Here is a 21,107-nt window from a genome sequence, read left to right on the forward strand (position 1 = left end):
CCACGGCGATGTCGGGAAAACCCCGCGAGATCACCCGGATGGCCCAGTTGGCCAACGCCCAGCGCCTTCGAATCGAAGGAAAGTGTCCCGGGTGGGATTCGAACCCACACTGAATACTGTTTGAGAGTATCGACTCTGCCGTTGGTCTACCGGGACGTGCCTTAGAAAGCAAGGTTAGCGTGCACCCTGCGCATCTCAAACTTACACGCTCTAGATACTCTCATGCATGCAGGTATCGCCCCAACGTAGGAGTGCCGTGACGTCAGCCGCGCAGTCGCAGGAGTCCTCGGTCATCCGTGTCGTGATCGCGGAGGACGAGGCGCTGATCCGGCTGGATCTGAAGGAGATGCTGGAGGAGGAGGGCTACCGGGTCGTCGGCGAGGCCGGGGACGGGGCGACGGCGGTGCGGTTGGTCGAGGAGCATCAACCGGATCTGGTCATTCTGGACGTGAAGATGCCGATCCTGGACGGGATCTCCGCCGCCGAGCAGATCGCCGGGGCCCGGTTGGCGCCGGTGCTGATGCTGACCGCCTTTTCGCAGCGGGAATTGGTGGAGCGGGCCCGGGATGCCGGGGCGATGGCATACCTGGTGAAGCCGTTTACCAAGGGTGACCTCGTTCCGGCAATCGAGATGGCCGTTTCGAGGTTTACCGAACTTGCCGCGTTGGAGCGCGAGGTCCAGGGGCTGACGCAGCGTCTGGAGACCCGGAAGCTGGTCGATCGGGCCAAGTCGGTGCTCCAGGAGCGGTACGGGCTGTCCGAACCCGAGGCTTTCCGGTGGATTCAGAAGACCTCGATGGACCGCCGGCTGTCCATGCAGGCGGTGGCCGAAGCCGTGGTCAGCGGGGGCGATGTGGGCGAATAGGCCCCGCTTTTCGCGCGTAGACCCCATTAGGCCGCCCCGATACGACCGTATCGGGGCGGTTTTGTCGTGCTTAGCAGATCCGTGCCGGTTTCGTGGGCGATCTGAGGTTCCTCTGAGGTTTCGGGAACCCGTCCCGCAGGTTTGATTACGGGCGCATCACATCTCATGACGTGGACTTCTGCGCCGTGACTCGCGAGGGCTACATTTCGGCGCACCCGTGCAGCAACGCGCGGGATCGGGACAGCGTTTTTCACTGCTTTTCAGGCATCACACTCAAGGGGTTGGGCTGTGCTGAAGCGAAGCATGATCAAAATCGCGCTGCCAGTCGTGGCATCGGCACTTGTGCTTAGTGCCTGTAGCAGCGATGACGGCGACGACGGCAAGACGTACACCATCGGTTTCCAGGCGGGTCTTTCGGGCGAGAACGCCCAGCTGGGCATCAACGAGTACAACGGTGCGAAGCTGGCCGTCGACCAGGCCAACGCCTCGGGCAAGCTCCCGTTCAAGCTCAAGTTGGAGAAGTCCGACGACGAGGCTTCGGAGAGCAAGTCGCCTGCGGCTGCCCAGAAGCTGATCGACAACAGCAAGGTCCTCGCGGTCGTCGGCCCCGCGTTCTCCGGACCGACCAAGGCGTCCGGCAAGCTGTACGCGGCGGCGAAGCTCGCGACGGTCTCGCCGTCCGCGACGAACCCGGCGCTCACCGACCCGTCGAACGGCTTCACGTCGCTGCTGCGCGGTGTGCCGAACGACTTCGCGCAGGGCGGCGGCATGGCCACCTACTACGCGCAGAAGCTGAAGCTGAAGAAGGTCCTCGTCATCGACGACAAGTCGGAGTACGGCGTGGGCTTGGGCGGTGTGGCGGCCACCGAACTGAAGAAGGCCGGCGTCGAGGTGGTCACGGAGTCGGTGCCGAAGGGCACCCCGGACTACACGTCGGCGGCGACGAAGGTGAAGAACGCCGGTGTGGACGGCATGGTTTACGCCGGCTACTACCAGGACGCCGCGCCGTTCGCGAAGAAGCTGAAGGAGCAGGGCGTCTCCATACCGATGATCTCGGGTGACGGCACCAACGACCCGAAGTTCATCGAGCTGGCGGGCGACGCCTCGAACAACTGGTACCTGACCTGCCCGTGCACGGACGCGAACGTGGAGGCGGCGACGAAGCAGTTCACCGCCGACTACACGAAGGCGTTCAACACGGCGCCGAGCACCTACTCGGCGGAGTCGTTCGACCTGACGAACATGGTCATCGAGCAGATCAAGGGCCTGGACGCGGCGGGCACGAAGATCACCCGCGAGCTGATGCTCGGCAAGCTCAAGACGGCGGAGTACAAGGGTCTGACGAAGACCTTCAAGTTCGACGAGAAGGGCGAGTTCGCGGGCGCGGGCATCTACCTGTACCAGGTGAAGTCCGGGAAGATCGAGTACGAAGGCAACATCGAGCAGTTGGCCAAGAGCTGACGTCGGCTTAGCAGCCGAATCTTCGTCCGTGGATGCGGGGCTCGGGTCCGGAACCGCCGGGTCCGGGCCCCGCGCCGTTTGTGCCGGGTTGTGGAGTCCGATCGACTCTCCCGTCTCAGGAAGCCTTCGCAATGATCAGTTCTGAGTTCTGGGACTATCTGATCCCAGGGATCGCACTCGGCGCTTTGTACGCCGTGATCGCGATCGGGTACACGTTGGTGTACGGCGTACTTCAGCTCATCAACTTCGCGCACAGCGAGGTGTTCATGATGGGCGCGTTCGCGTCGCTGCTGGTGCTGACCGGCATCGACGCCTCCCATCCGTCGGCGGCGATGTCGGTGCTGCTGGTCGCGGTGGGCATGCTGGCGGCCGCTTCGGCGGGGGCGGGCACGGCGTTCGCGTTGGAGAAGGTGGCGTACCGGCCGCTGAGGCGGCGGAACGCGCCGCGGCTGGCGTTCCTGATCAGTGCGATCGGCGCGTCGTTCTTCTTGCAGAACCTGGCCGGGAAGATGTTCGGCCACGACTCGAAGTCGATGCCGGAACTCTTCCGGAACAAGAAGGTGTTCTCGGTCTTCGGCGCGCAGGTGACGGTGCTTCAGCTGCTGATCCTGGGTACCGCGGTGGCCATGATGCTGGCGCTGGACCTTCTGGTGAACCGCACGAAGATGGGTGCGGGGATCCGGGCGGTGGCGCAGGACGCCGAGACGGCGAGCCTGATGGGTGTGGACATCGACCGGGTGGTGTCGCGGACGTTCCTGGTCGGCGGGTTCATGGGCGGGGTCGCGGGATTCCTGTTCGGGATGAACTCGCAGGTGGTGTTCACGATGGGCTTCGCGCCGGGTATCACGGCGTTCGCGGCGGCGGTGGTCGGCGGGATCGGCAACATCCGCGGGGCGATGATCGGCGGGATGCTGCTGGGGATCGTGGAGAGCTTTTCGAGTTGGCAGCTCGGGGAAGAGTGGCGGTATGTGAGTGCGTTCGCCGCGCTGGTGCTGGTGCTGATGTTCCGGCCGACGGGCATTCTGGGTGAGCGCCTGGGGAGGTCCGCATGAGCGGGACGACGGTTGAAGCGCCGGCCCGGTCGGAGACGGCGCGGCGGATTGCGGCGCTGCGTACGCCGAAGTGGTATCAGAACGCACGGTGGACGCGTCTGGGCGGACTGCTGTTCGCCGGGATCGTGTTGACGCTGATGTTCGGCGAACAGGGCAGTGTCGACGATGTGTTCTTCGCGTTGAAGCAGTTGTACGAGGACCCGCTGCCGACGCTGACGTGGCTCGTGCTGATGACCGCGGTCTGGGCGTTCATGGAGTTCGGGGCGCCGTTGCGGGAGCGGGCGCGGCCCGCGCTGGAGGCGGTCGGGGCACGGCAGAAGCAGGCGGGTTCGGCGGTGCGGTCGGGGGTGGCGCGGCCTGCGGTGAAGTGGCCGTTGCTGGCTGCGGGTGCGCTGGTGCTGGTGCTGCTTCCGGAGTTCCTGGCGACGTACTGGCAGCAGATCCTGGTCGGTGAGATCGCGATCTATGTGCTGCTGGCCGTGGGTTTGAACGTGGTGGTCGGTTGGGCGGGTCTGCTGGACCTGGGGTTCATCGCGTTCTTCGCGGTGGGTGCGTACAGCTCGGCGTATTGGACGGGTTCGCTGCCGGTGGATCCGCCGGTGAAGCTGACGCCGTTCCTGGTGATTCCGGTGGCGATGCTCACGTGTCTGCTGGCGGGGCTGTTGCTGGGTGCGCCGACGCTGCGTCTGCGTGGTGACTATCTGGCGATCGTGACGCTGGGGTTCCACGAGATCATCTATCTGGTGGCGAAGAACCGCGAGGATTTCACGAACGGTCCGCGCGGGGTGATCGGTGTGCCGCCGTTCAAGCTGGACTTGGGGTTCTGGTCGTACACGTGGGGTGATTCGGGTCTGAGTCCGAAGCAGTACTGGTGGCTGATCCTGGTGCTGGGCGGGTTGTTGATCTTCCTGTTCCGGCGGTTGGAGCATTCGCGGGTGGGCCGGGCGTGGACGGCGATCCGGGAGGACGAGGTCGCGGCGGCGGCGAACGGCGTGAACACGGTGAAGTACAAGCTGATGGCGTTTGCCATCGGTGCGTCGACGTCGGGTATCGCGGGTGTCGTGTACGCGTCGAAGATCGGGTCGTTCTCGCCGGAGTCGTTCATTCTCATGTACTCGGTTCTGGTGCTCGCGTACGTGATTTTCGGCGGCATGGGTTCGCTGTGGGGCGTCATTCTGGGGACGGCGTTCCTGGCGTGGCTGCCGCAGTTCCTCAAGGACTATGTGGACCCGAAGGACCGGTTCATGTACTTGGGTGCGCTGCTGGTGATCATGATGATCTACCGCCCGCAGGGCCTTATTCCGTCGCGTCGGCGCAAGCGTGAGTTGATCATGGCGAAGGAAGGCATCGGGGACGCCGACGCGATGTCCGAGCCGGTGGGCGGGAGGATCGCATGAGTGCCGCGATGGCGGAGGCGGCGGGGAAGACGGCCGCGGACACCGTGGTGAGCGTCAGCGGCCTGACGTTGCGCTTCGGTGGCCTGGTGTGCCTGTCGGATGTGGAACTGACGTTGCGCCGTGGGGAGATCCTCGCGGTGATCGGCCCGAACGGGGCCGGGAAGACGTCGCTGTTCAACTCGCTGACGGGTGTGTACGTCCCGCAGGAAGGCAGCATCACGCTGACCGATCCGGACGGGGCGCAGCATCCGCTGCTGGGCCGCAAGACGCATGTGGTCAACCGGCTGGGTATGGCGCGGACGTTCCAGAACATTCGGTTGTTCGGGGCGCTGACGGCGTTGGAGAACGTGAAGATCGCCGCGGAGACCCGGCAGAAGTCGGGGCCGCTGGGGATCATGTTCGGGTTGCCGCACGCTCGGCGGTACGAGCGGGAGAGCGATCGGCGCGCGCACGAGCTGCTGGACTTCGTCGGTATGGCGGACAAGCTGAATGAGCTTGCCGCGTCGTTGAGTTATGGCGAGCAGCGGCGGCTGGAGATTGCGCGGGCGTTGGCCACCGATCCGCAGGTGCTGTTGCTGGACGAGCCGGCGGCGGGTACGAACCCGACGGAGAAGCTCGAACTGGCGGAGCTGATCAAGCACATCAACCGCGAGCTGGGGATCAGCGTGCTGCTGATCGAGCACGACATGCGGTTGGTGATGTCGGTGGCGGACCGCGTGACGGTGTTGAACTTCGGCAAGGTGATCGCTTCGGGGACTCCGTCGGAGGTGCAGCGGAACCGGGCTGTCGTGGAGGCGTATCTCGGTGCCGAGATGGCGCACGAGGTTCTGGACGGCGGCGATGCGGACGGCGGTGCCGTGGAAGGCGGCGTCCCGGCGGCGCGCGGGGAGGGCGAATGAGCACGACGAAGGTTCCGGATGTGGGCAGCGCGCCGTCCGCGGCCGGGAGCCAGGACACCACCGCGTTGCTGGAGTTGCGCGGCCTGGAGGTGTTCTACGGCGCGATCCAGGCGCTCAAGGGCGTCGATGTGACGGTGCGCGAGGGTGAGATCGTCACGTTGCTGGGCGCCAACGGTGCCGGCAAGACGACCACGTTGCGGACGGTGTCGGGGCTGCTGCGGCCGCGGGTGGGCGAGGTGGTGTTCGAAGGCGAGCGGATCGACGGGATCCCGGCGCACCATGTGGTGGGTCTGGGCATCGGCCATTCCCCCGAGGGGCGGCGGGTGTTCCCGACGATGACGGTGCTGGAGAACCTGCAGATGGGGGCGTACCGGTTCAAGGACGTCCCGAAGGCGGAGCTGGAGCGCGTCTACGAGCTGTTTCCGAGGCTGCACGAGCGGCGGACCCAGTTGGCGGGGACGCTGTCGGGCGGCGAGCAGCAGATGCTGGCGATCGGCCGCGCGTTGATGGGGCGGCCGCGGCTGCTGCTGCTGGACGAGCCGTCGATGGGTCTGGCGCCGCTGATCGTGGCGCAGATCTTCGCGATCATTCAGGAGATCAACGCGCAGGGGACGACGGTGCTGCTGGTCGAGCAGAACGCGGCGCAGGCGCTGGCGTTGTCCGATCGCGCGTATGTGCTCGAGACGGGTTCGGTGATGATGTCGGGTCCGGCGTCGGATCTGCTGGCGGATCCGCGGGTGCGCGAGGCGTACCTGGGTGAGGGCGCGGCCTGAGCGAGGGCGGTGGGCGGGGTGTTCCGCGGGCGTCGGTCCGCGGGGCACCCCGCTTCGCGTTGCGGGCGGTGGCCTGCGGAGGCTATTGGCGGTCCCAGGTGGCTTTGGGCAGCCGTATCTCGGCGGGTGGGGCTTCGGGGGTGGCGCGGATGCGGACGGCGACGGGGACGGCGTCGGCGGGGATGTCGAACCAGTAGCTGAGGACGACGATGTTGCGGGCGCCCATCTGCTGGACCTGCTCTTGGCGTTTGATCTGCATGGGGATGTCGTCGGGGATCAGTTCGGTGCCGTCGGCCAGGACGATCTTCTGGATGCGGCTGTCGATGTTGGCGGTGACGAGCTGCTGGTTGTCGAGGCGGACGCCGACCCGGCAGAGTTGGCCGTGCGCGTAGTACTCGGCGTGGGTGCCGGTGATGTAGGCCAGGCCGCAGTGGTAGGCGGTGACCCGGACTTCGAGGAAGGCGCTTTTCACCGGGGCGGAGTCGACGACTTTGTCGCCCTCGTAGACGTAGGGGACGGTGTCTTTCGCGGCGCCGGGCCACAGCGCCGCCGCGGTTCCGGCGGCGGCGCCCGCGCCCACGAGGAGACCCAGGGCGGCGGTGATCGCGGTCGTCTTGCGTAATCCCATACCGAACCTCCCGCGGTGGCGGTTACTCGTTGCGGCGGATCATGCAGCTGAGACGTGCGGTGCAGACGCGTTTGCCGGCTTCGTCGGTGATGACGATCTCGTAGGTGGCGAGTGTGCGTCCCAGGTGTACCGGGGTGGCGGTGCCGGTGACCAGACCCGAGGTCGCGGAACGGTGGTGCGTGGCGTTGATCTCGATGCCGACGGCGATGGCGTCGGGTCCGGCGTGGAGCGCGGAGCCGATGGAGCCGAGGGTCTCCGCGAGGACGCAGGACGCGCCGCCGTGCAGCAGCCCGTAGGGCTGGATGTTGCCTTCCACCGGCATGGTCGCGACCAGGCGCTGCGGCGTGGCCTCGTGCACGACGATGCCCATCTTGCTGCCGAGGGTGACGGGGAAGTCGGTGCCGAAGACCTTTCCGAGTTCGTCGACCGGTACGGGGAAATCGACGGGCGAGCCGCTGGCCATGGGTTTCTCCTGTCACGCTGGTCGTGTTCGGCCACGCGCGGGGAGGGACATGACCGGATGTGTCGGCCTACCAGCCTAGGATCTGGGGGTGGCTTCGACTGACGCACCCCAGGCTTCCGTAACCTCCAGCGCGGCGTCCGGCACCTCGTCCGGTGTCCGGCCCCGGCTGCTCCTGCTCGACGGGCACTCGTTGGCGTACCGCGCGTTCTACGCGCTGAAGGAGGCCGCGATGTCGACGGCCACGGGGCAGCCGACGCAGGCGGTGTACGGGTTCACGTCGATGCTGGCGAACGTCCTGCGGGACGAGGCGCCGACGCACCTCGGGGTGGCGTTCGACGTGTCGCGCAAGTCGTTCCGCACGGACCGGTTCCCGGACTACAAGGCCAACCGGTCGGCCACGCCGGACGAGTTCAAGGGCCAGGTCGAACTCATCGTCGAGGTCCTGGAGGCGATGGGCATCCGCACCATGCGGGTGGAGGGCTTCGAGGCCGACGACGTGATCGCGACAATGTCGACGCAGGCCGCCGAGGAGGGCTTCGAGGTCCTCATCCTGACCGGCGACCGCGACTCGCTGCAGTTGGTCACGCCGGACGTCACGGTGCTGTATCCGATGATGGGCGTCAGCAAGCTGCACCGGTTCACGCCCGCCGCGGTGGAGGAGAAGTACCAGCTGACGCCGCAGCAGTACCCGGACTTCGCGGCGCTGCGCGGCGACCCGTCGGACAACCTGCCGGGGATTCCGGGCGTGGGGGAGAAGACCGCGGCGAAGTGGATCCGCGAGTTCGGGTCGTTCCAGGAGCTGGTGGAGCGGGCCGACGAGGTCAAGGGCAAGGCGGGGCAGAATCTGCGGGACCACCTGGAGTCGGTGAAGCTCAACCGGGAGCTGACCGAACTGGTGCGGGACGTGCCGCTGGAGGTGACGCCGGGGGATCTGGCGCGGGTGGCGTACGACCGTCCCGAGGTCGAACGGGTGCTGGACAGCCTGGAGTTCCGCAACGACAACTTCCGCGACCGGCTGTGGGCCGTCGACCCGGGCGCCGCCGTCGCAAGTACCGAAGAGGCCGCGGTGGTCGAGGACGGGTTCGTGCTCGACACGACCGTGCTGGAGACCGGCGAGGTCGCCGCGTGGCTGGCTGCGCACGCGTCCGGCGCGGCACGCACCGGCGTTGCGGTGGAAGGCAGTTGGGGCCGTGGCACGGGTGCGGTGACCGGGCTGGCGTTCGCTGCCGGCGACGGCACCGCCGCGTACGTCGACCCGACCGTGCTGGACGAGGCCGACGACACCGCGCTCGCCGCGTGGCTGGCCGACCCGGAGCGGCCGAAGGCGGTGCACGACGCGAAGGGCCCGATGCTGGCGCTGCGCGCGCACGGCTGGGACCTGGACGGGGTGACGTCGGACACTGCGCTGGGCGCCTACCTGGTGCTGCCCGGCCAGCGGTCGTTCGCGCTGGAGACGCTGACGCAGCGGTTCCTGCACCGCGAGCTGAAGGTCGACGAGGCCGCCGACGGGCAGCTGGCGCTGGACATGTCGGGCGCCGAGGACGACGAGACCGCGGCCAAGGGCGAGGCGCTGATGCTCGCCGCCCGCGCGGTCGTCGACCTCGCCGACGCGCTCGACGAGCGGCTGGAGAGCCTCGGCCAGCTCAAGCTGCTGCGCGACATGGAATTGCCGCTCATGCGGGTGCTGTGCGCGATGGAAGGCCTCGGCATCGCCGCGGACCGCGAGTACCTGGACCGGCTGGAGACGCAGTTCGGTGCGGCGGTCAAGCAGGCCACCGAGCAGGCGCACACGGCGGTCGGCCGGGAGTTCAACCTCGGCTCGCCCAAGCAGCTGCAGGAGATCCTGTTCGGCGAGTTCGACCTGCCGAAGACCAAGAAGATCAAGACCGGCTACACGACCGACGCCGATGCCCTCACGTGGCTCGCCACCCAGCCGGGCATCCCGGAGCCCGCGCAGGACCTGCTCGCCGCGCTGCTGCGGCACCGCGACCAGACGAAGCTGCGGACGACCGTCGAGGGCCTGGTCAAGACCGTCACCGACGACGGGCGGATCCACACGACGTTCCACCAGACCGTCGCGGCGACCGGGCGGCTGTCGTCGTCCGACCCGAACCTGCAGAACATTCCGATCCGCACCGACGAAGGCCGCCTGATCCGCCGCTCGTTCGTGGTCGGCGAGGGCTACGAAGGTCTGATGACGGCCGACTACAGCCAGATCGAGCTGCGCATCATGGCGCACTTGTCCGACGACGAGGCGCTCATCGCGGCGTTCACGTCCGGCGAGGACCTGCACAACACGGTCGCGTCGGCGGTGTTCGCGGTGCCGCGCGACCGGGTCGATGCGGAGATGCGGCGGAAGATCAAGGCGATGTCGTACGGGCTGGCCTACGGCCTGTCCGCGTTCGGCCTGTCGCAGCAGCTCGACATCACGCCGGACGAGGCCCGGAAGCTGATGGCGAACTACTTCGAACGCTTCGGCGGCGTACGGGACTACCTGCGCACGGTGGTCGAGGAGGCGCGGCAGACCGGCTACACGGAGACGGTGTTCGGCCGCCGCCGCTACCTTCCGGACCTGACCAGCGACAACCGGCAGCGGCGCGAGATGGCCGAGCGGATGGCGCTGAACGCGCCGATCCAGGGGTCGGCGGCGGACATCGTCAAGGTCGCGATGCTGGGCGTCGACAAGGCGCTGCGCGCGGGCGGGTTCGGGTCGCGGATACTGCTCCAGGTGCACGACGAACTCGTGCTCGAGGTCGTGCCGGGGGAGCGGGAGCGGGTCGAGGCGCTGGTGCGGGAGGAGATGGCGGGGGCTTACCCGCTGTCCGCGCCGCTGGACGTGTCGGTCGGCTTCGGCGCGACGTGGGAGGACGCCGGGCACTGAGGCCCGGCCCGCTGCCGGTTTGCCGACAAAGCCACCGTAACTAGAACAAATTCTAGCCAGGGGGTAGAGCCGGGGCCCGACCTGCCGTAGGTTCGTGTCCGCCTGTCGTCCGACCGCGTCTTCCGCGGCGCGGCGGGCGGACCTGGCAGCCGGGCGAAGGGGGCGGTTCGTGGACGTGGCCGATCAGGGGCCTGGTCCGCGGGATCCCGAGATACCGCACCACACAGGAACCACGAAGCCGGGCTGGGCCCGGAACCTCACCACGGTCGCGGTGGTACCGCCGCGCCCGCGCGCGGCGGGGGATGACGCGGAGGGCCGCGGCGGACCCGCGGACTCGGACGCCGAGACCCGGGCCGGCGAAGTCGCGGACCGTCCCGATGAGTCCGACGCGACGCGCGCGGCGGAGACGGACGAGGCTCCGGCGGCCGATACGGCCGATACGGCCGACACGGCCGACGAGCAGCCGGCCGCGCAGGAATCCGACGGGGCCGAAGGCCCGGGTGCGAGCGAGGCGCGGGATGGCGAAGCCGCCGGTGCGGCCGCCGAGTCCGTCGAACCGGCCGAGGAGTTCGCCGCTATGGCGACCGCCGCCGACGGCGCGGGCGACTCCGACACGGGTGCGGACGAGGCGCACGACGGTGAAGGCGCCGGCCTGGCAACCTCCTCCGACGCGGATCCCGCGGCCGAACCGGCGGAAGCCGCTCCGGCCGCGGAGTCTTCCGCCCCTGCGGAGGACTCTCCCGTGGAGGCGTCGTCGGACCGTGAAGGTGTCGGCGTGGCAGCCGAATCCGCCGAGCCGGGAGAGCTTTCCGCCGCTGCGGCGTCCGGCGCCGACGCGGCCGAAGGCTCGAACGCGGCAGTCGAACCGGCCAAGGCCTCCCTGCTTGCCGCATCGGACGCCGCCGGCCGGCCCCCCGCCGACGACCCCGACACCGCGCTCCTCGCCCCCGTCTCCGCCGCTCCGGCGGCCGATCCCGATACCGCACTGCTGCGGCCGGTGGGCAAGGGGAAGGCCGAGGCCGACGGCGAGGAGGACGAACTCGACGCCTGGGTCGCATCGCTCGGGAACCGGCCCGCCGAACTCGAAGCCAAGCCCGACGAGTCGGGCGAAGGCGGGGACGGCGACGAGACCGCGAAGGCCGAGGAGAGCAGCGAGCCGTCCGGGAAGCGGCGGCGGCTCGTCAATCCCTGGATGGCTGCCGCCGGTGTCGCCGCGCTGCTGCTCGCGGGGGCTGCTGTCGTCCAGAACCCGTTCACCATGGCGACCGCGCAGCGCGTCCCGCAGTCCGACGTCCCGCGCATGTCCGACCCCGAACCGCCCAAGGACAGCGCCCCCGTCGACGGCGGCTCCGCGCGCGACCTGGAGCTGCCGCCGGTGCTGCCCGCGGCCGCCCCCGGCTCCGCCGGCTCGCCGCAGCCCAGCGGGGTCATCGGCACCATCTCCGCGTCGCCGACCCGCACCTCGGCGCCGCCTCCGGCCGCCCCGGTCAACGCCGGGTCCAACGGCATCCCGCAGATCGTGCTCGCCGCCTACCAGCAGGCCGCCGCGACCACCGCCAAGGCCGACCCGGCGTGCAAGCTGCCGTGGCAGCTCCTCGCCGGCATCGGCCGCGTCGAGTCCTCGCACGCCAACAACGGCCAGGTCACCGCCAACGGCACCGCGGTCACGCCGATCCTCGGCCCGCGCCTCGACGGCAGCCACTCCACCGCCGTCATCCGGGACACCGACAAGGGCGTCTACGACCTCGACCCCGAGTTCGACCGCGCCGTCGGCCCGATGCAGTTCATTCCGAGCACGTGGAAGAGCTACGGCATGGACGGCAACAAGGACGGCAAGTCCGACCCGGAGAACGTCTACGACGCCAGCCTCGCCGCCGCCCGCTACCTGTGCGCGGGCGACCGCGACCTGAGCCGCCCCGCGGACCTGGACCGGGCCATCTACAGCTACAACAAGTCCACCGAGTACGTCTCCACCGTCAAGGCGTGGATGCAGTTCTACGGCAACGGCGTCCGCGCCGTCCCGGCGACGACCACCCCGCCCGCGACCAAGGCGACCACGAAGACCGGCACGGCCACGACCAAGTCGAGCGGCTAGTGACCGGCCAGTAACAGAAACGTGTTCTCGCTGCTCCCCCGTCGGGCTCGTCCCGGCGGGGGAGTATCCGTATCGACGAATTCGCAGTTGGGGACGGGTGAAAGCAACCCGTCGCCAACTGTCCACAGAATCAAGCCGTCAAAAATCTGAAACGTGTTCTTATTTTGCGGCTTCCTTGCTACCGTGCCGTCTCCGTGAGCGAACACAAGGAGAGTTTCTGATGCGTGCCTTCGCCGCGGTCCTCACCGGCCTGGTTCTCGCCGGCTTGGCCACCTGGGCCTTGACGACCTTCGCGGTCCCCGAGCCCAAGGCCATCGACAAGCCGCTCCAGGTGACCCAGGTGCCCGCGAAGCCCTGAGGACCGCCACCGGCCCCCACCGCACCCCACCCCGCAGCAGCCGCAGCACCCGCACCACCCCGCACCACTCAGCACGATCGCAATCCGGACCGGTCCGTCCGTCCGGCACGTTCAGCTCGTTCCATGGCAAGGGGAAATTCTCGATGCGTCGTAGGTCCAGCTTGGTCCTGTTGACCTTTGCAGTGTTCTTCGTGGCCTTCGCTCCGCTGGTCCGCGAGTACGCGTTTCCGCGGCTCGTCGCGAAGGCGCTGAAGGGCGACAAGGCGTACAAGGTCATGGTCCTCGAAGCCCAGAACGCGACGCTCTTCGGCGCGCCCGAAGGCGAGGGCAAGGCCAAGGCGACCATCATCCAGACCGTCCGTCCCAACCCCGACGAGGGCAGCGGACAGACCGTCGTCTGGGACATGAACCTGGCGATGGTCGACAGCACCGGCAACGTCGTCACCCAGATCCCCGAGCGCTACGCCTTCGACGCGGTCTCCCAGACCCCGAAGAACTGCTGCGGGGAGCACATCGACAACAAACCGGTCGCGCACACCGGCATCCAGTACAAGTGGCCCTTCTTCACCGAGAAGCGCGGCTACAACTACTACGACGCGCAGGCCCACACCGCGTCCACCATCAACTACGTGCGCACGGAGAACTTCAACGGCCTCCCCGTCTACCTCTTCGAGCAGACCGTGCCCTGGACCAAGGTCCCGGTGCCCAGCTCGCTCCCCGGCGGTCTGACCCCGGAGACCGTCGAAGCGGCCGGCATGGAGCGCTGGTACACGACGGTCCGGAAGTTCTGGGTCGAGCCGGTCACCGGCGCCCCGGTCTACGCCGAAGAGCAGCACAAAGAGGAAATGCGCACGCCGAACCCCGACGACCCGGCCAACCCGGCGAAGCTCGTGGTGTTCGACGGCAACGTCAAGATGAAGGCCGAGTGGTCGAACCAGCTCATCGAGGACGCCAAGGAGCAGAAGGCGCAGATGCTGCTCCTGCACGACAAGCTGCCCTTGGCGTTCGTCGTGATCGGCATCGTGCTCTTCCTGGCCTCGCTGGCGCTGGAGTTCCTCGGCCGCCGCAAGCGCGAGCGCGAAGCGGCCGGCGGTGCCGGGCCGGCGGCCGTGCCGGCTGACGGCGACGGCGGTCCGGGCGGCGGCGACGCCGCTGCGGCAGCCCCCGCCGCGTCCGCGTCCGCGCCCGTCCCGGTCGGCGCGCTCTCCGCGGCGTCCCGCGCCGCCGAGACCACCGTCCTGCCGCGGGTTCCGGCGGTGTCCACCGCCGCGGAGGTCGCCGCCGAGGCGCCCGCCCCGTCGAGCAACGGCAAGACCCCGGCCACGGCCTACCCGGAACGTCCGCAGACGCCCCCGCCCGCGGTCTGACCTCCGCACGACCCGGCCGGGCGCGAATCGCCTTTCAGCGCCCGGCCGTTCCCCGCTTCCCGCGTGTCCTGCCGCGCGGGGAGCGGGCGCGTTTCCGGCGCCGCGCCGGAGCCGGCCGCCTCCGGCGCCGAAGGACCGGAGCCGAAGACCGCGGCCGGGCCTCAGCCCGCGTCGACCCACTCGCGCCGGTACGCCGCCCAGTCCTCCTCGGTCGCGGCGAAGTCCACATACAGCGCCACCCCGAACGTCTGCCGGCCCGGCGCCGCGGCGAGGCCCAGCCGGACCGCCCGGGCCGCCGTCGCGACCTGCTCGGAGTCCTCGTGGTGCCCGATCGTGTCGTCGTGGAAGAACGGCAGCCCGATCAGCAGGTCGACCTCGGACGGGGTGCGGGACAACGCGAGTTCGGTCTGCCGCGTCACATAGCCGCCGAACAGGCCCCGGGTCGGCATCCACGTGTCGTAGGCCATCACCGCGATCTGGTCCACCCGCGACGCCACGTCGCCGAAGTAGCCGGGCGTCCACCACTTCGTGCGCCGCGCGCCCGCCGCCGACGCTATGGCGACGATGTTCCCGGCCGGCTCGATCTGGTGCGCCGCCACCGACAGCACCCCGCCGCCCGCGCGCACCGCCACCCGGGCCCGGGTCAGTACCTCCAGGTAGTCGCGGTTGCCGTCGCCGATCGGCTCCAGGTCGAAATGCACGCCGCCGAACCCGGCGTCCATCGCGGACCGCGCCGACGCGACCACCCGGCCGCGGACCGCCTCGTCGCGCAGGTCGAGGGCGTTCGGACCGACCACGTCCCCGAGCCACGCCTGCACGCGCGCACCGGGCAGGGCCTGGCGGACCGCGTCCAGCAGCGCCCTCGCCTGCGGATAGCGCTCCCGCGGCAGCGAACCGTCGTGCTCCAGCGGGCCCGCATGGACATAGAGGTCGCGCACGCCCGTGCCGCGCAGCCGCGCGGCCAGCGCCGCGACGTCCGCCGGGCCCTTGCGGCCGTCGACCCACGCGTGCCCGAGCCAGAGCGCGTCCCGGCCCCGGGTGCGGGCGTCCGCGGCCGGCGCCCCGGTGTACTCCAGCCGCAGCGCGGTCAGTGCGCCCACCCCGGACAGCACCAGCGCCGCGGCGAGCGACCCGGCCACCGCCGCGGTCGCGCGCAGCCCCCGGATCAGGCGGCGCCGGGGGCGCCGTCCTTCACGCACACGAAGATCGCCGTCCCCGGGATCAACCGGCCCCTCGTCGGACTCCATCCGCCCCATACCTGCGTCAACTCCTCGGGCCACTCCGGCTCCACGATGTCGACGAGGCGGAACCCCGCGCCGGCCACCTCCCGCACGCGCATACCGAGCGTGCGATGGTGCTCGACATACGTGGCCTGCCCCTCGTCGTCCGTCTCGACATACGGCGTCGTGTCGAAGTACGAGCTGCGCACCGTCAGCCCGCGCGGCCCGGGATCGTCCGGAAACGCCCAGCGGATCGGGTGCGTCAGCGAAAACACCCACCGTCCGCCCGGCTTGAGCACGCGGTACACCTCGCGCATGATCCCCGCCCCGGCCGGACTGAACGGCAGTGCGCCGTACGCCGAGAATGCCAGGTCGAACACGCTGTCGCCGAAAGGCAGCGCGCCCGCGTCGGCCTGCACCGCGGGAACCGCCACCGCATGCCCCAGGTCGATCCGCCGGGAATGCTGCAACTGCCGGTAGGAGAGGTCGAGCGCCACGGGGGACGCCCCGCGTGCCAGCAGGCTCCGTGAACACTGCGCCGCCCCCGCGCCGATCTCCAGCACGGTGCGCCCGGCGACGTCGCCCAGCAGGCCCGCATCCTGCTCGTCGAGGCCCTCGGGTCCCCACACGAACCGGGCGTCGCCCAGGAAGTCGCCGTGGTCGGCCTGGTACTCGTCGGCGTTGGCGTCCCACCACGACCGTCCGGCGCGCGCGCTCTCCGCAGCCCCCACGTCGCGGCGGGCGACCCCGGCGGAGAAAACGGCGGCCTCGTGCTCGTTCATATGACTTGCCTCACGCGCTGTTGTTCGGGATCGGCGTACGTTATCGTGCGCGCCAACGCAAACGACCGCAGTGACGCAGGGATACTCCCGGGCACTCACGGATACTGCCGTGACCGGTGCGAACAGGGAAGCGGCAGTGACGGAAGTGCCGGGCGCCCGCAGCGGGTCCGCTTGCGCCCGCGACCCCGCGCGTTGACCGCGCTTGGCCAGGCCCGTATGCTGCAAGTTGCGCCGCGGGCCTGCGTGAACTCAGACGGAGCAGGTCGCGCTCACCTTTGTCGCTGCATTTCGGCCGTGTTCACGGCCGTGCGTGTCCGACGGGGCGAAACCGGGTCCTGGAGCGTGGTTTAACCGACGACTTCTGTCCGTACCGGAGCCCTTTCCCACATGACGAGCAGCACCGAGGCAACTCGCACCACCCCGCAGGTGGCGGTCAACGACATCGGTTCCGAGGAAGAATTCCTCGCCGCAATCGATGAGACGATCAAGTACTTCAACGACGGCGACATCGTGGATGGCGTGATCGTCAAGGTCGACCGGGACGAGGTCCTGCTCGACATCGGCTACAAGACCGAAGGCGTCATCCCGTCCCGCGAGCTTTCCATCAAGCACGATGTGGACCCGCACGAGGTTGTCGCCGTCGGCGACAACATCGAGGCCCTCGTTCTCCAGAAGGAGGACAAGGAAGGCCGCCTGATCCTCTCGAAGAAGCGTGCGCAGTACGAGCGCGCGTGGGGCACCATCGAGAAGATCAAGGAAGAAGACGGCATCGTCACCGGTACCGTCATCGAGGTCGTCAAGGGTGGTCTCATCCTCGACATCGGCCTCCGCGGCTTCCTTCCGGCGTCCCTCGTCGAGATGCGCCGCGTCCGCGACCTCCAGCCGTACGTCGGCAAGGAGCTCGAGGCCAAGATCATCGAGCTGGACAAGAACCGCAACAACGTGGTCCTGTCCCGCCGTGCCTGGCTCGAGCAGACCCAGTCCGAGGTCCGCCAGACCTTCCTCACGACCCTGCAGAAGGGTCAGGTCCGCACGGGCGTCGTGTCGTCGATCGTCAACTTCGGTGCGTTCGTCGACCTCGGCGGCGTGGACGGTCTCGTCCACGTGTCCGAGCTGTCCTGGAAGCACATCGACCACCCGTCCGAGGTCGTCGAGGTCGGCCAGGACGTCACGGTCGAGGTCCTGGACGTCGACATGGACCGCGAGCGCGTCTCCCTGTCGCTGAAGGCGACCCAGGAAGACCCGTGGCAGCAGTTCGCCCGCACCCACCAGATCGGCCAGGTCGTTCCGGGCAAGGTCACCAAGCTGGTGCCGTTCGGTGCGTTCGTCCGCGTCGACGAGGGCATCGAGGGCCTGGTCCACATCTCCGAGCTGGCCGAGCGCCACGTCGAGATCCCGGAGCAGGTCGTCCAGGTCGGCGACGAGATCTTCGTCAAGGTCATCGACATCGACCTCGAGCGCCGTCGCATCAGCCTGTCGCTGAAGCAGGCGAACGAGGCCTTCGGCGCCGAGCCGACCGAGGCGGAGTTCGACCCGACGCTGTACGGCATGGCTGCCACGTACGACGACGCGGGCAACTACATCTACCCCGAGGGCTTCGACCCGGAGACCAACGACTGGCTCGAGGGCTACGACAAGCAGCGCGAGGAGTGGGAGCGGCAGTACGCCGAGGCCCAGACCCGCTTCGAGCAGCACCAGCAGCAGGTGGTCAAGGCCCGCGAGGCCGAGGCCGAGGCTGCCGGCGAGGCCGGGGCGGCGGGCGGCGGCAGCGGCAGCTCGTACTCGTCGGCTCCGTCCGAGGCGCCGGCCGGCGGCGGTGCGCTCGCCTCCGACGAGGCGCTTGCCGCGCTCCGCGAGAAGCTGGCGGGCGGCCAGAGCTGACGCTCTGCCCCTGCGGCTGATCCGGTGCGAAATCCGGTGCAGTGATTGACGGAAGGCCCCGCCCCCGAGGCGGGGCCTTCCGGCATTTCCGGGCCTCGCCCGGCAGCGGTGCTGCTGCCGGGCGAATTCCGGCGGGCGGCTTGCGCGTCCGCGCGACCCGGTGCGCAACCCCGGGCCGCCGCCGCGGGGTTCGCGATCCCGGAAGGGGTCCGCTCCGCGAGGGTTCTGCCCGGTGCCGCGGGGCGACTACACCCCGGGCCGGGTTATTCACCCGTGTGAGTGAAGCGTGGGGGTGGCGGTTCGTACGCGGGTTCGCCGGACGGCGGCCGGAAGCGGTCCGGCCGCAGCCGCGCAGCGCCGCGTCGGGGTGAACCCCCGTGAACACCCCGGCCGGTGGCGCGTTACCGGGGCGGGGGACCGGCCGCGCCACTAGGGTTTCCGCGTGTACCTGTCGTCAAGTCGCAGCCAGGACACCGCGACGGGGATCGGCCGGACGGGTCCGCGGACCGGTGCGGCGATCACCGGCAACGTCATCGCCCTCGGACTGGTCAGCCTCGTCACCGACATATCGTCGGAAATGGTCACCGCCGTCATGCCGGTGTACCTGGTCGCCGGACTCGGCCTGTCCATCCTGCAGTTCGGCTTCCTCGACGGCCTGTACTCGGGCGTCACCGTGTTCCTGCGGCTGGCCGGCGGGCACATCGCCGACCGGTTCGCGGCCCGCAAGACCGTCGCCGCGACCGGTTACGGGCTGTCCGCGGTCAGCAAACTCGGCTTCCCCGCGGTCGGCGCCTCCGTGCCCGGCATCGGCACGCTGCTCGCCGTCGACCGGGCGGGCAAAGGCCTGCGCACGGCGCCGCGCGACGCGCTGATCTCGTTGTCCAGCACGCCCGAAGCGCAGGGCCGCGCGTTCGGCGTGCACCGGGCGTTGGACACCGTGGGCGCGTTCACCGGGCCGCTGATCGCGTTCATGATCCTGTCCGCGGTGGCGACCGCGTACGACGCGGTGTTCGTGGTGAGCTTCTGCGTCGGCATGGTCGGGCTGCTCATGATGGTGCTGTTCGTACGCGACCGGCCCACGCCCGCAGGCGAGTCCGCGCGTACGGCGGCGTCGTGGCGCGCCGGGGCACGGCTGCTGCGCGACGCCCCGTTCCGGCGGCTGTGCCTGTGCGCGGCGCTGCTCGGGGTGGCGACGGTCAGCGACGCGTTCGTCTACCTGGTGCTGCAGCGCAAACTGGACATCGCCGCGCACTGGTTCCCGCTGCTGCCGCTCGGCACCACCGGGACGTATCTGCTGCTGGCGATCCCGGCGGGGCGGGCGGCCGACCGGTGGGGGCGGCGCCGGATGTTCCTCGCCGGGCACGCCGCCCTGGGCGGGGTGTACGTGCTGCTGGCCGGCCCGTTCGACGGCCTCGCGCTGCTGGTGCCCACGCTGATGCTGCACGGCGTGTTCTACGCGATGACCGACGGTGTGCTGATGGCGGCCGCCGGCGCGGGGCTGCCTCCGGCGCTGCGCACCAGCGGTCTCGCGGTGCTGCAGACCGGGCAGGCGGCCGGGCGGTTCGTATCGTCCGTGGCGTTCGGCGCGGCGTGGACGCGGTGGGGGCCGGAGCGTGCGGTGGTGTGGTCCGGGGTGGCGCTTGCGGTTGCCGTCGCGGTGAGTCTTGTGGTGATGGGAGGGGCGCGGCTCCGTGGCCGTTGACACCGAACCGGGGGAGCGCCCGGACGAAACCGAGGACACCGGCGGCATCGCCGAGCGGCCCGAGCCCGCCGGGCCGGTCGAACCCGAGCCCGTCGCGGCGGTGTTCACGCGCGGGCGGGTGATCGCCTTCGTGGTGGCGCTCGTGGTGCTGGCCGGGGTCGGCGTCGGCTACACGCTGCACGCGGTCAAGCGCGAGGACGACAAGCGCTACGGCGGTTCGGGCACCGCCCCCGGCGCGGCGCCGCTGACGCTGGCCGGCCCGCAGCGGCTGCTGTTCCGCAGCACAGAATCGGGGCCCGGCTACGGCCACCTCGCCACCGTCGCCGCCGCCGACCCGGGCGGCGCCCGCCAGGTCGGCGACCGCACCTGCGACCGCGTGTACGCCGCGAGCGGAACGGCCCTGTGCCTCACCGTGGAACGCGGGGTCATCGCCCGCAACTACGCGCTGATCCTCGACGGCACGCTGCACGAAGTCCGCCGCATAGAGCTGTCCGGCACGCCGAACCGCGCGCGGCTGTCCGCGTCCGGCCGGATGGCGTCGTGGACCGTGTTCGTCTACGGGGACTCGTACGCGGCCTCGTCCTTCTCCACCCGCACGTCCATCCTCGACACGCGGACCGGCGATCTCGTCGAGTCCCTGGAGGACTTCGCGGTCACCCGGGACGGCAAGGACGTCCGCACGCCCGACCGGAACTTCTGGGGCGTCACCTTCGCCGCCGACGACAACACCTTCTACGCCACCATGTCGACCGCGAATCCGACCCGCACCTACCTGGTGCGCGGCGACCTGAAGGCGCGTTCCGCGGTCGTGCTGCGCGACAACGTGGAATGCCCGTCGCTGTCCCCGGACGGCACCCGGCTGGTGTTCAAGAAGAAGGTGTCCGACGATCCGCGGAAGCCGTGGCGGCTGAACGTGCTCGACCTCGCGTCCGGACGGGAGACGCCGCTCGCCGAGACGCGCAGCGTCGACGACCAAGCCATCTGGTTGGACGATGCCGCCGTGGCCTACGACTTGCCCACCGGCTCCGGCGCCGGCTCCGACGTCTGGTCGGTGCCCGCGGACGGCGGCGGCGCCCCGACACGGTTGATCGCCGGGGCGTTTTCGCCCGCGCCGCTGCGCTGATGCGGTGAACTCGCGCGCGAACTCCCCGTCCGACACGGCGGAATCGGTGTACGGCGTGGGGCGGTATTGGCACAGTTCTGTCACGAAGGCGATCGCAAATGCTCCTGCCCCGGCTTCACGATGCCGCCGCTGACCTGCGCCGATACCTTTCGCCCCGGCG

The 21,107-nt window shown here is 69.7% G+C and carries 17 protein-coding genes and 1 tRNA gene; 13 read left to right on the plus strand and 5 right to left on the minus strand.

Annotated elements, in window-relative coordinates:
- Window positions 1-83: 83 nt before the first annotated feature.
- Window positions 84-156, minus strand: a tRNA-Leu gene (locus tag ACPA54_RS19850).
- 70 nt (window positions 157-226) lie between these two features.
- Here ACPA54_RS19850 and ACPA54_RS19855 point away from each other — a divergent pair.
- The 6 genes from ACPA54_RS19855 (at window position 227) to ACPA54_RS19880 (ending at window position 6,447) form a co-directional block, all read left to right on the plus strand.
- Window positions 227-865 carry an ANTAR domain-containing response regulator gene (locus ACPA54_RS19855; RefSeq protein ID WP_423531578.1) on the plus strand — a complete coding sequence of 213 codons (639 nt, stop codon included), beginning with the start codon at window positions 227-229 and terminating at the stop codon, window positions 863-865.
- A gap of 288 nt (window positions 866-1,153) precedes the next feature.
- Window positions 1,154-2,326 carry a branched-chain amino acid ABC transporter substrate-binding protein gene (locus tag ACPA54_RS19860; protein WP_423531580.1) on the plus strand — a complete coding sequence of 391 codons (1,173 nt, stop codon included), beginning with the start codon at window positions 1,154-1,156 and terminating at the stop codon, window positions 2,324-2,326.
- Window positions 2,327-2,457: 131 nt separating this feature from the next.
- Window positions 2,458-3,378, plus strand: coding sequence for a branched-chain amino acid ABC transporter permease (locus tag ACPA54_RS19865; RefSeq protein WP_345674448.1), 921 nt, complete (start codon window positions 2,458-2,460; stop codon window positions 3,376-3,378).
- Complete coding sequence (locus tag ACPA54_RS19870; RefSeq protein WP_423531582.1) at window positions 3,375-4,775, plus strand: branched-chain amino acid ABC transporter permease; 1,401 nt, start codon at window positions 3,375-3,377, stop codon at window positions 4,773-4,775. The genes ACPA54_RS19865 and ACPA54_RS19870 overlap by 4 nt, the downstream gene beginning before the upstream one ends.
- On the plus strand, window positions 4,772-5,674 hold the full coding sequence (locus ACPA54_RS19875; protein ID WP_423531584.1) for an ABC transporter ATP-binding protein: 903 nt from the start codon (window positions 4,772-4,774) through the stop codon (window positions 5,672-5,674). Before ACPA54_RS19870 ends, ACPA54_RS19875 begins: the two co-directional genes overlap by 4 nt.
- On the plus strand, window positions 5,671-6,447 hold the full coding sequence (locus ACPA54_RS19880) for an ABC transporter ATP-binding protein (protein WP_423531586.1): 777 nt from the start codon (window positions 5,671-5,673) through the stop codon (window positions 6,445-6,447). Before ACPA54_RS19875 ends, ACPA54_RS19880 begins: the two co-directional genes overlap by 4 nt.
- Window positions 6,448-6,529: 82 nt before the next feature.
- Here the strand turns inward: ACPA54_RS19880 and ACPA54_RS19885 are convergent, their stop codons facing one another.
- Complete coding sequence (locus ACPA54_RS19885) at window positions 6,530-7,075, minus strand: hypothetical protein (protein WP_423531588.1); 546 nt, start codon at window positions 7,073-7,075, stop codon at window positions 6,530-6,532.
- Window positions 7,076-7,097: 22 nt separating this feature from the next.
- Window positions 7,098-7,538, minus strand: coding sequence for a hotdog fold thioesterase (locus ACPA54_RS19890; RefSeq protein WP_423531589.1), 441 nt, complete (start codon window positions 7,536-7,538; stop codon window positions 7,098-7,100).
- Window positions 7,539-7,626: 88 nt separating this feature from the next.
- Here ACPA54_RS19890 and polA point away from each other — a divergent pair, with 88 nt between their 5' ends.
- The 4 genes from polA to pgfA all read left to right on the plus strand — a co-directional run bounded on the left by polA (window position 7,627) and on the right by pgfA (window position 14,239).
- Entirely contained in the window at window positions 7,627-10,419 is a 2,793-nt protein-coding gene (gene polA / locus ACPA54_RS19895) for a DNA polymerase I (protein ID WP_423531591.1), read from the plus strand.
- 169 nt (window positions 10,420-10,588) lie between these two features.
- Window positions 10,589-12,514, plus strand: a complete 1,926-nt coding sequence (locus ACPA54_RS19900; protein WP_423531593.1) for a lytic transglycosylase domain-containing protein — start codon at window positions 10,589-10,591, stop codon at window positions 12,512-12,514.
- Between the two features lie 220 nt (window positions 12,515-12,734).
- Entirely contained in the window at window positions 12,735-12,872 is a 138-nt protein-coding gene (locus ACPA54_RS19905) for a hypothetical protein (protein WP_345674441.1), read from the plus strand.
- A 170-nt stretch (window positions 12,873-13,042) separates the two neighbouring features.
- A complete protein-coding gene (gene pgfA / locus ACPA54_RS19910; protein WP_423531595.1) occupies window positions 13,043-14,239 on the plus strand; it encodes a cell envelope lipid trafficking protein PgfA in 1,197 nt (398 codons plus the stop codon).
- Between the two features lie 161 nt (window positions 14,240-14,400).
- Here pgfA and ACPA54_RS19915 read toward each other — a convergent pair whose 3' ends face one another.
- Window positions 14,401-15,438 (minus strand): glycoside hydrolase family 18 protein, encoded by a 1,038-nt coding sequence (locus tag ACPA54_RS19915; protein ID WP_423531596.1) that lies wholly within the window; start codon window positions 15,436-15,438, stop codon window positions 14,401-14,403.
- Window positions 15,405-16,241, minus strand: coding sequence for a class I SAM-dependent methyltransferase (locus ACPA54_RS19920; protein ID WP_423531598.1), 837 nt, complete (start codon window positions 16,239-16,241; stop codon window positions 15,405-15,407). The genes ACPA54_RS19915 and ACPA54_RS19920 overlap by 34 nt, the downstream gene beginning before the upstream one ends.
- A gap of 387 nt (window positions 16,242-16,628) precedes the next feature.
- On the opposite strand from ACPA54_RS19920, the gene rpsA reads away from it, so the two are divergent.
- From rpsA to ACPA54_RS19935, 3 genes are all read left to right on the plus strand, one after another.
- A complete protein-coding gene (gene rpsA, locus ACPA54_RS19925) occupies window positions 16,629-18,122 on the plus strand; it encodes a 30S ribosomal protein S1 (protein ID WP_423531600.1) in 1,494 nt (497 codons plus the stop codon).
- A 442-nt stretch (window positions 18,123-18,564) separates the two neighbouring features.
- A complete protein-coding gene (locus ACPA54_RS19930) occupies window positions 18,565-19,824 on the plus strand; it encodes an MFS transporter (RefSeq protein ID WP_423531602.1) in 1,260 nt (419 codons plus the stop codon).
- Window positions 19,814-20,947, plus strand: a complete 1,134-nt coding sequence (locus tag ACPA54_RS19935; protein ID WP_423531604.1) for a TolB family protein — start codon at window positions 19,814-19,816, stop codon at window positions 20,945-20,947. Before ACPA54_RS19930 ends, ACPA54_RS19935 begins: the two co-directional genes overlap by 11 nt.
- Window positions 20,948-21,107: the final 160 nt, after the last annotated feature.

The sequence above is a fragment of the Uniformispora flossi genome (genome assembly GCF_049534875.1).
Lineage (GTDB): Bacteria > Actinomycetota > Actinomycetes > Streptomycetales > Streptomycetaceae > Yinghuangia > Yinghuangia aomiensis.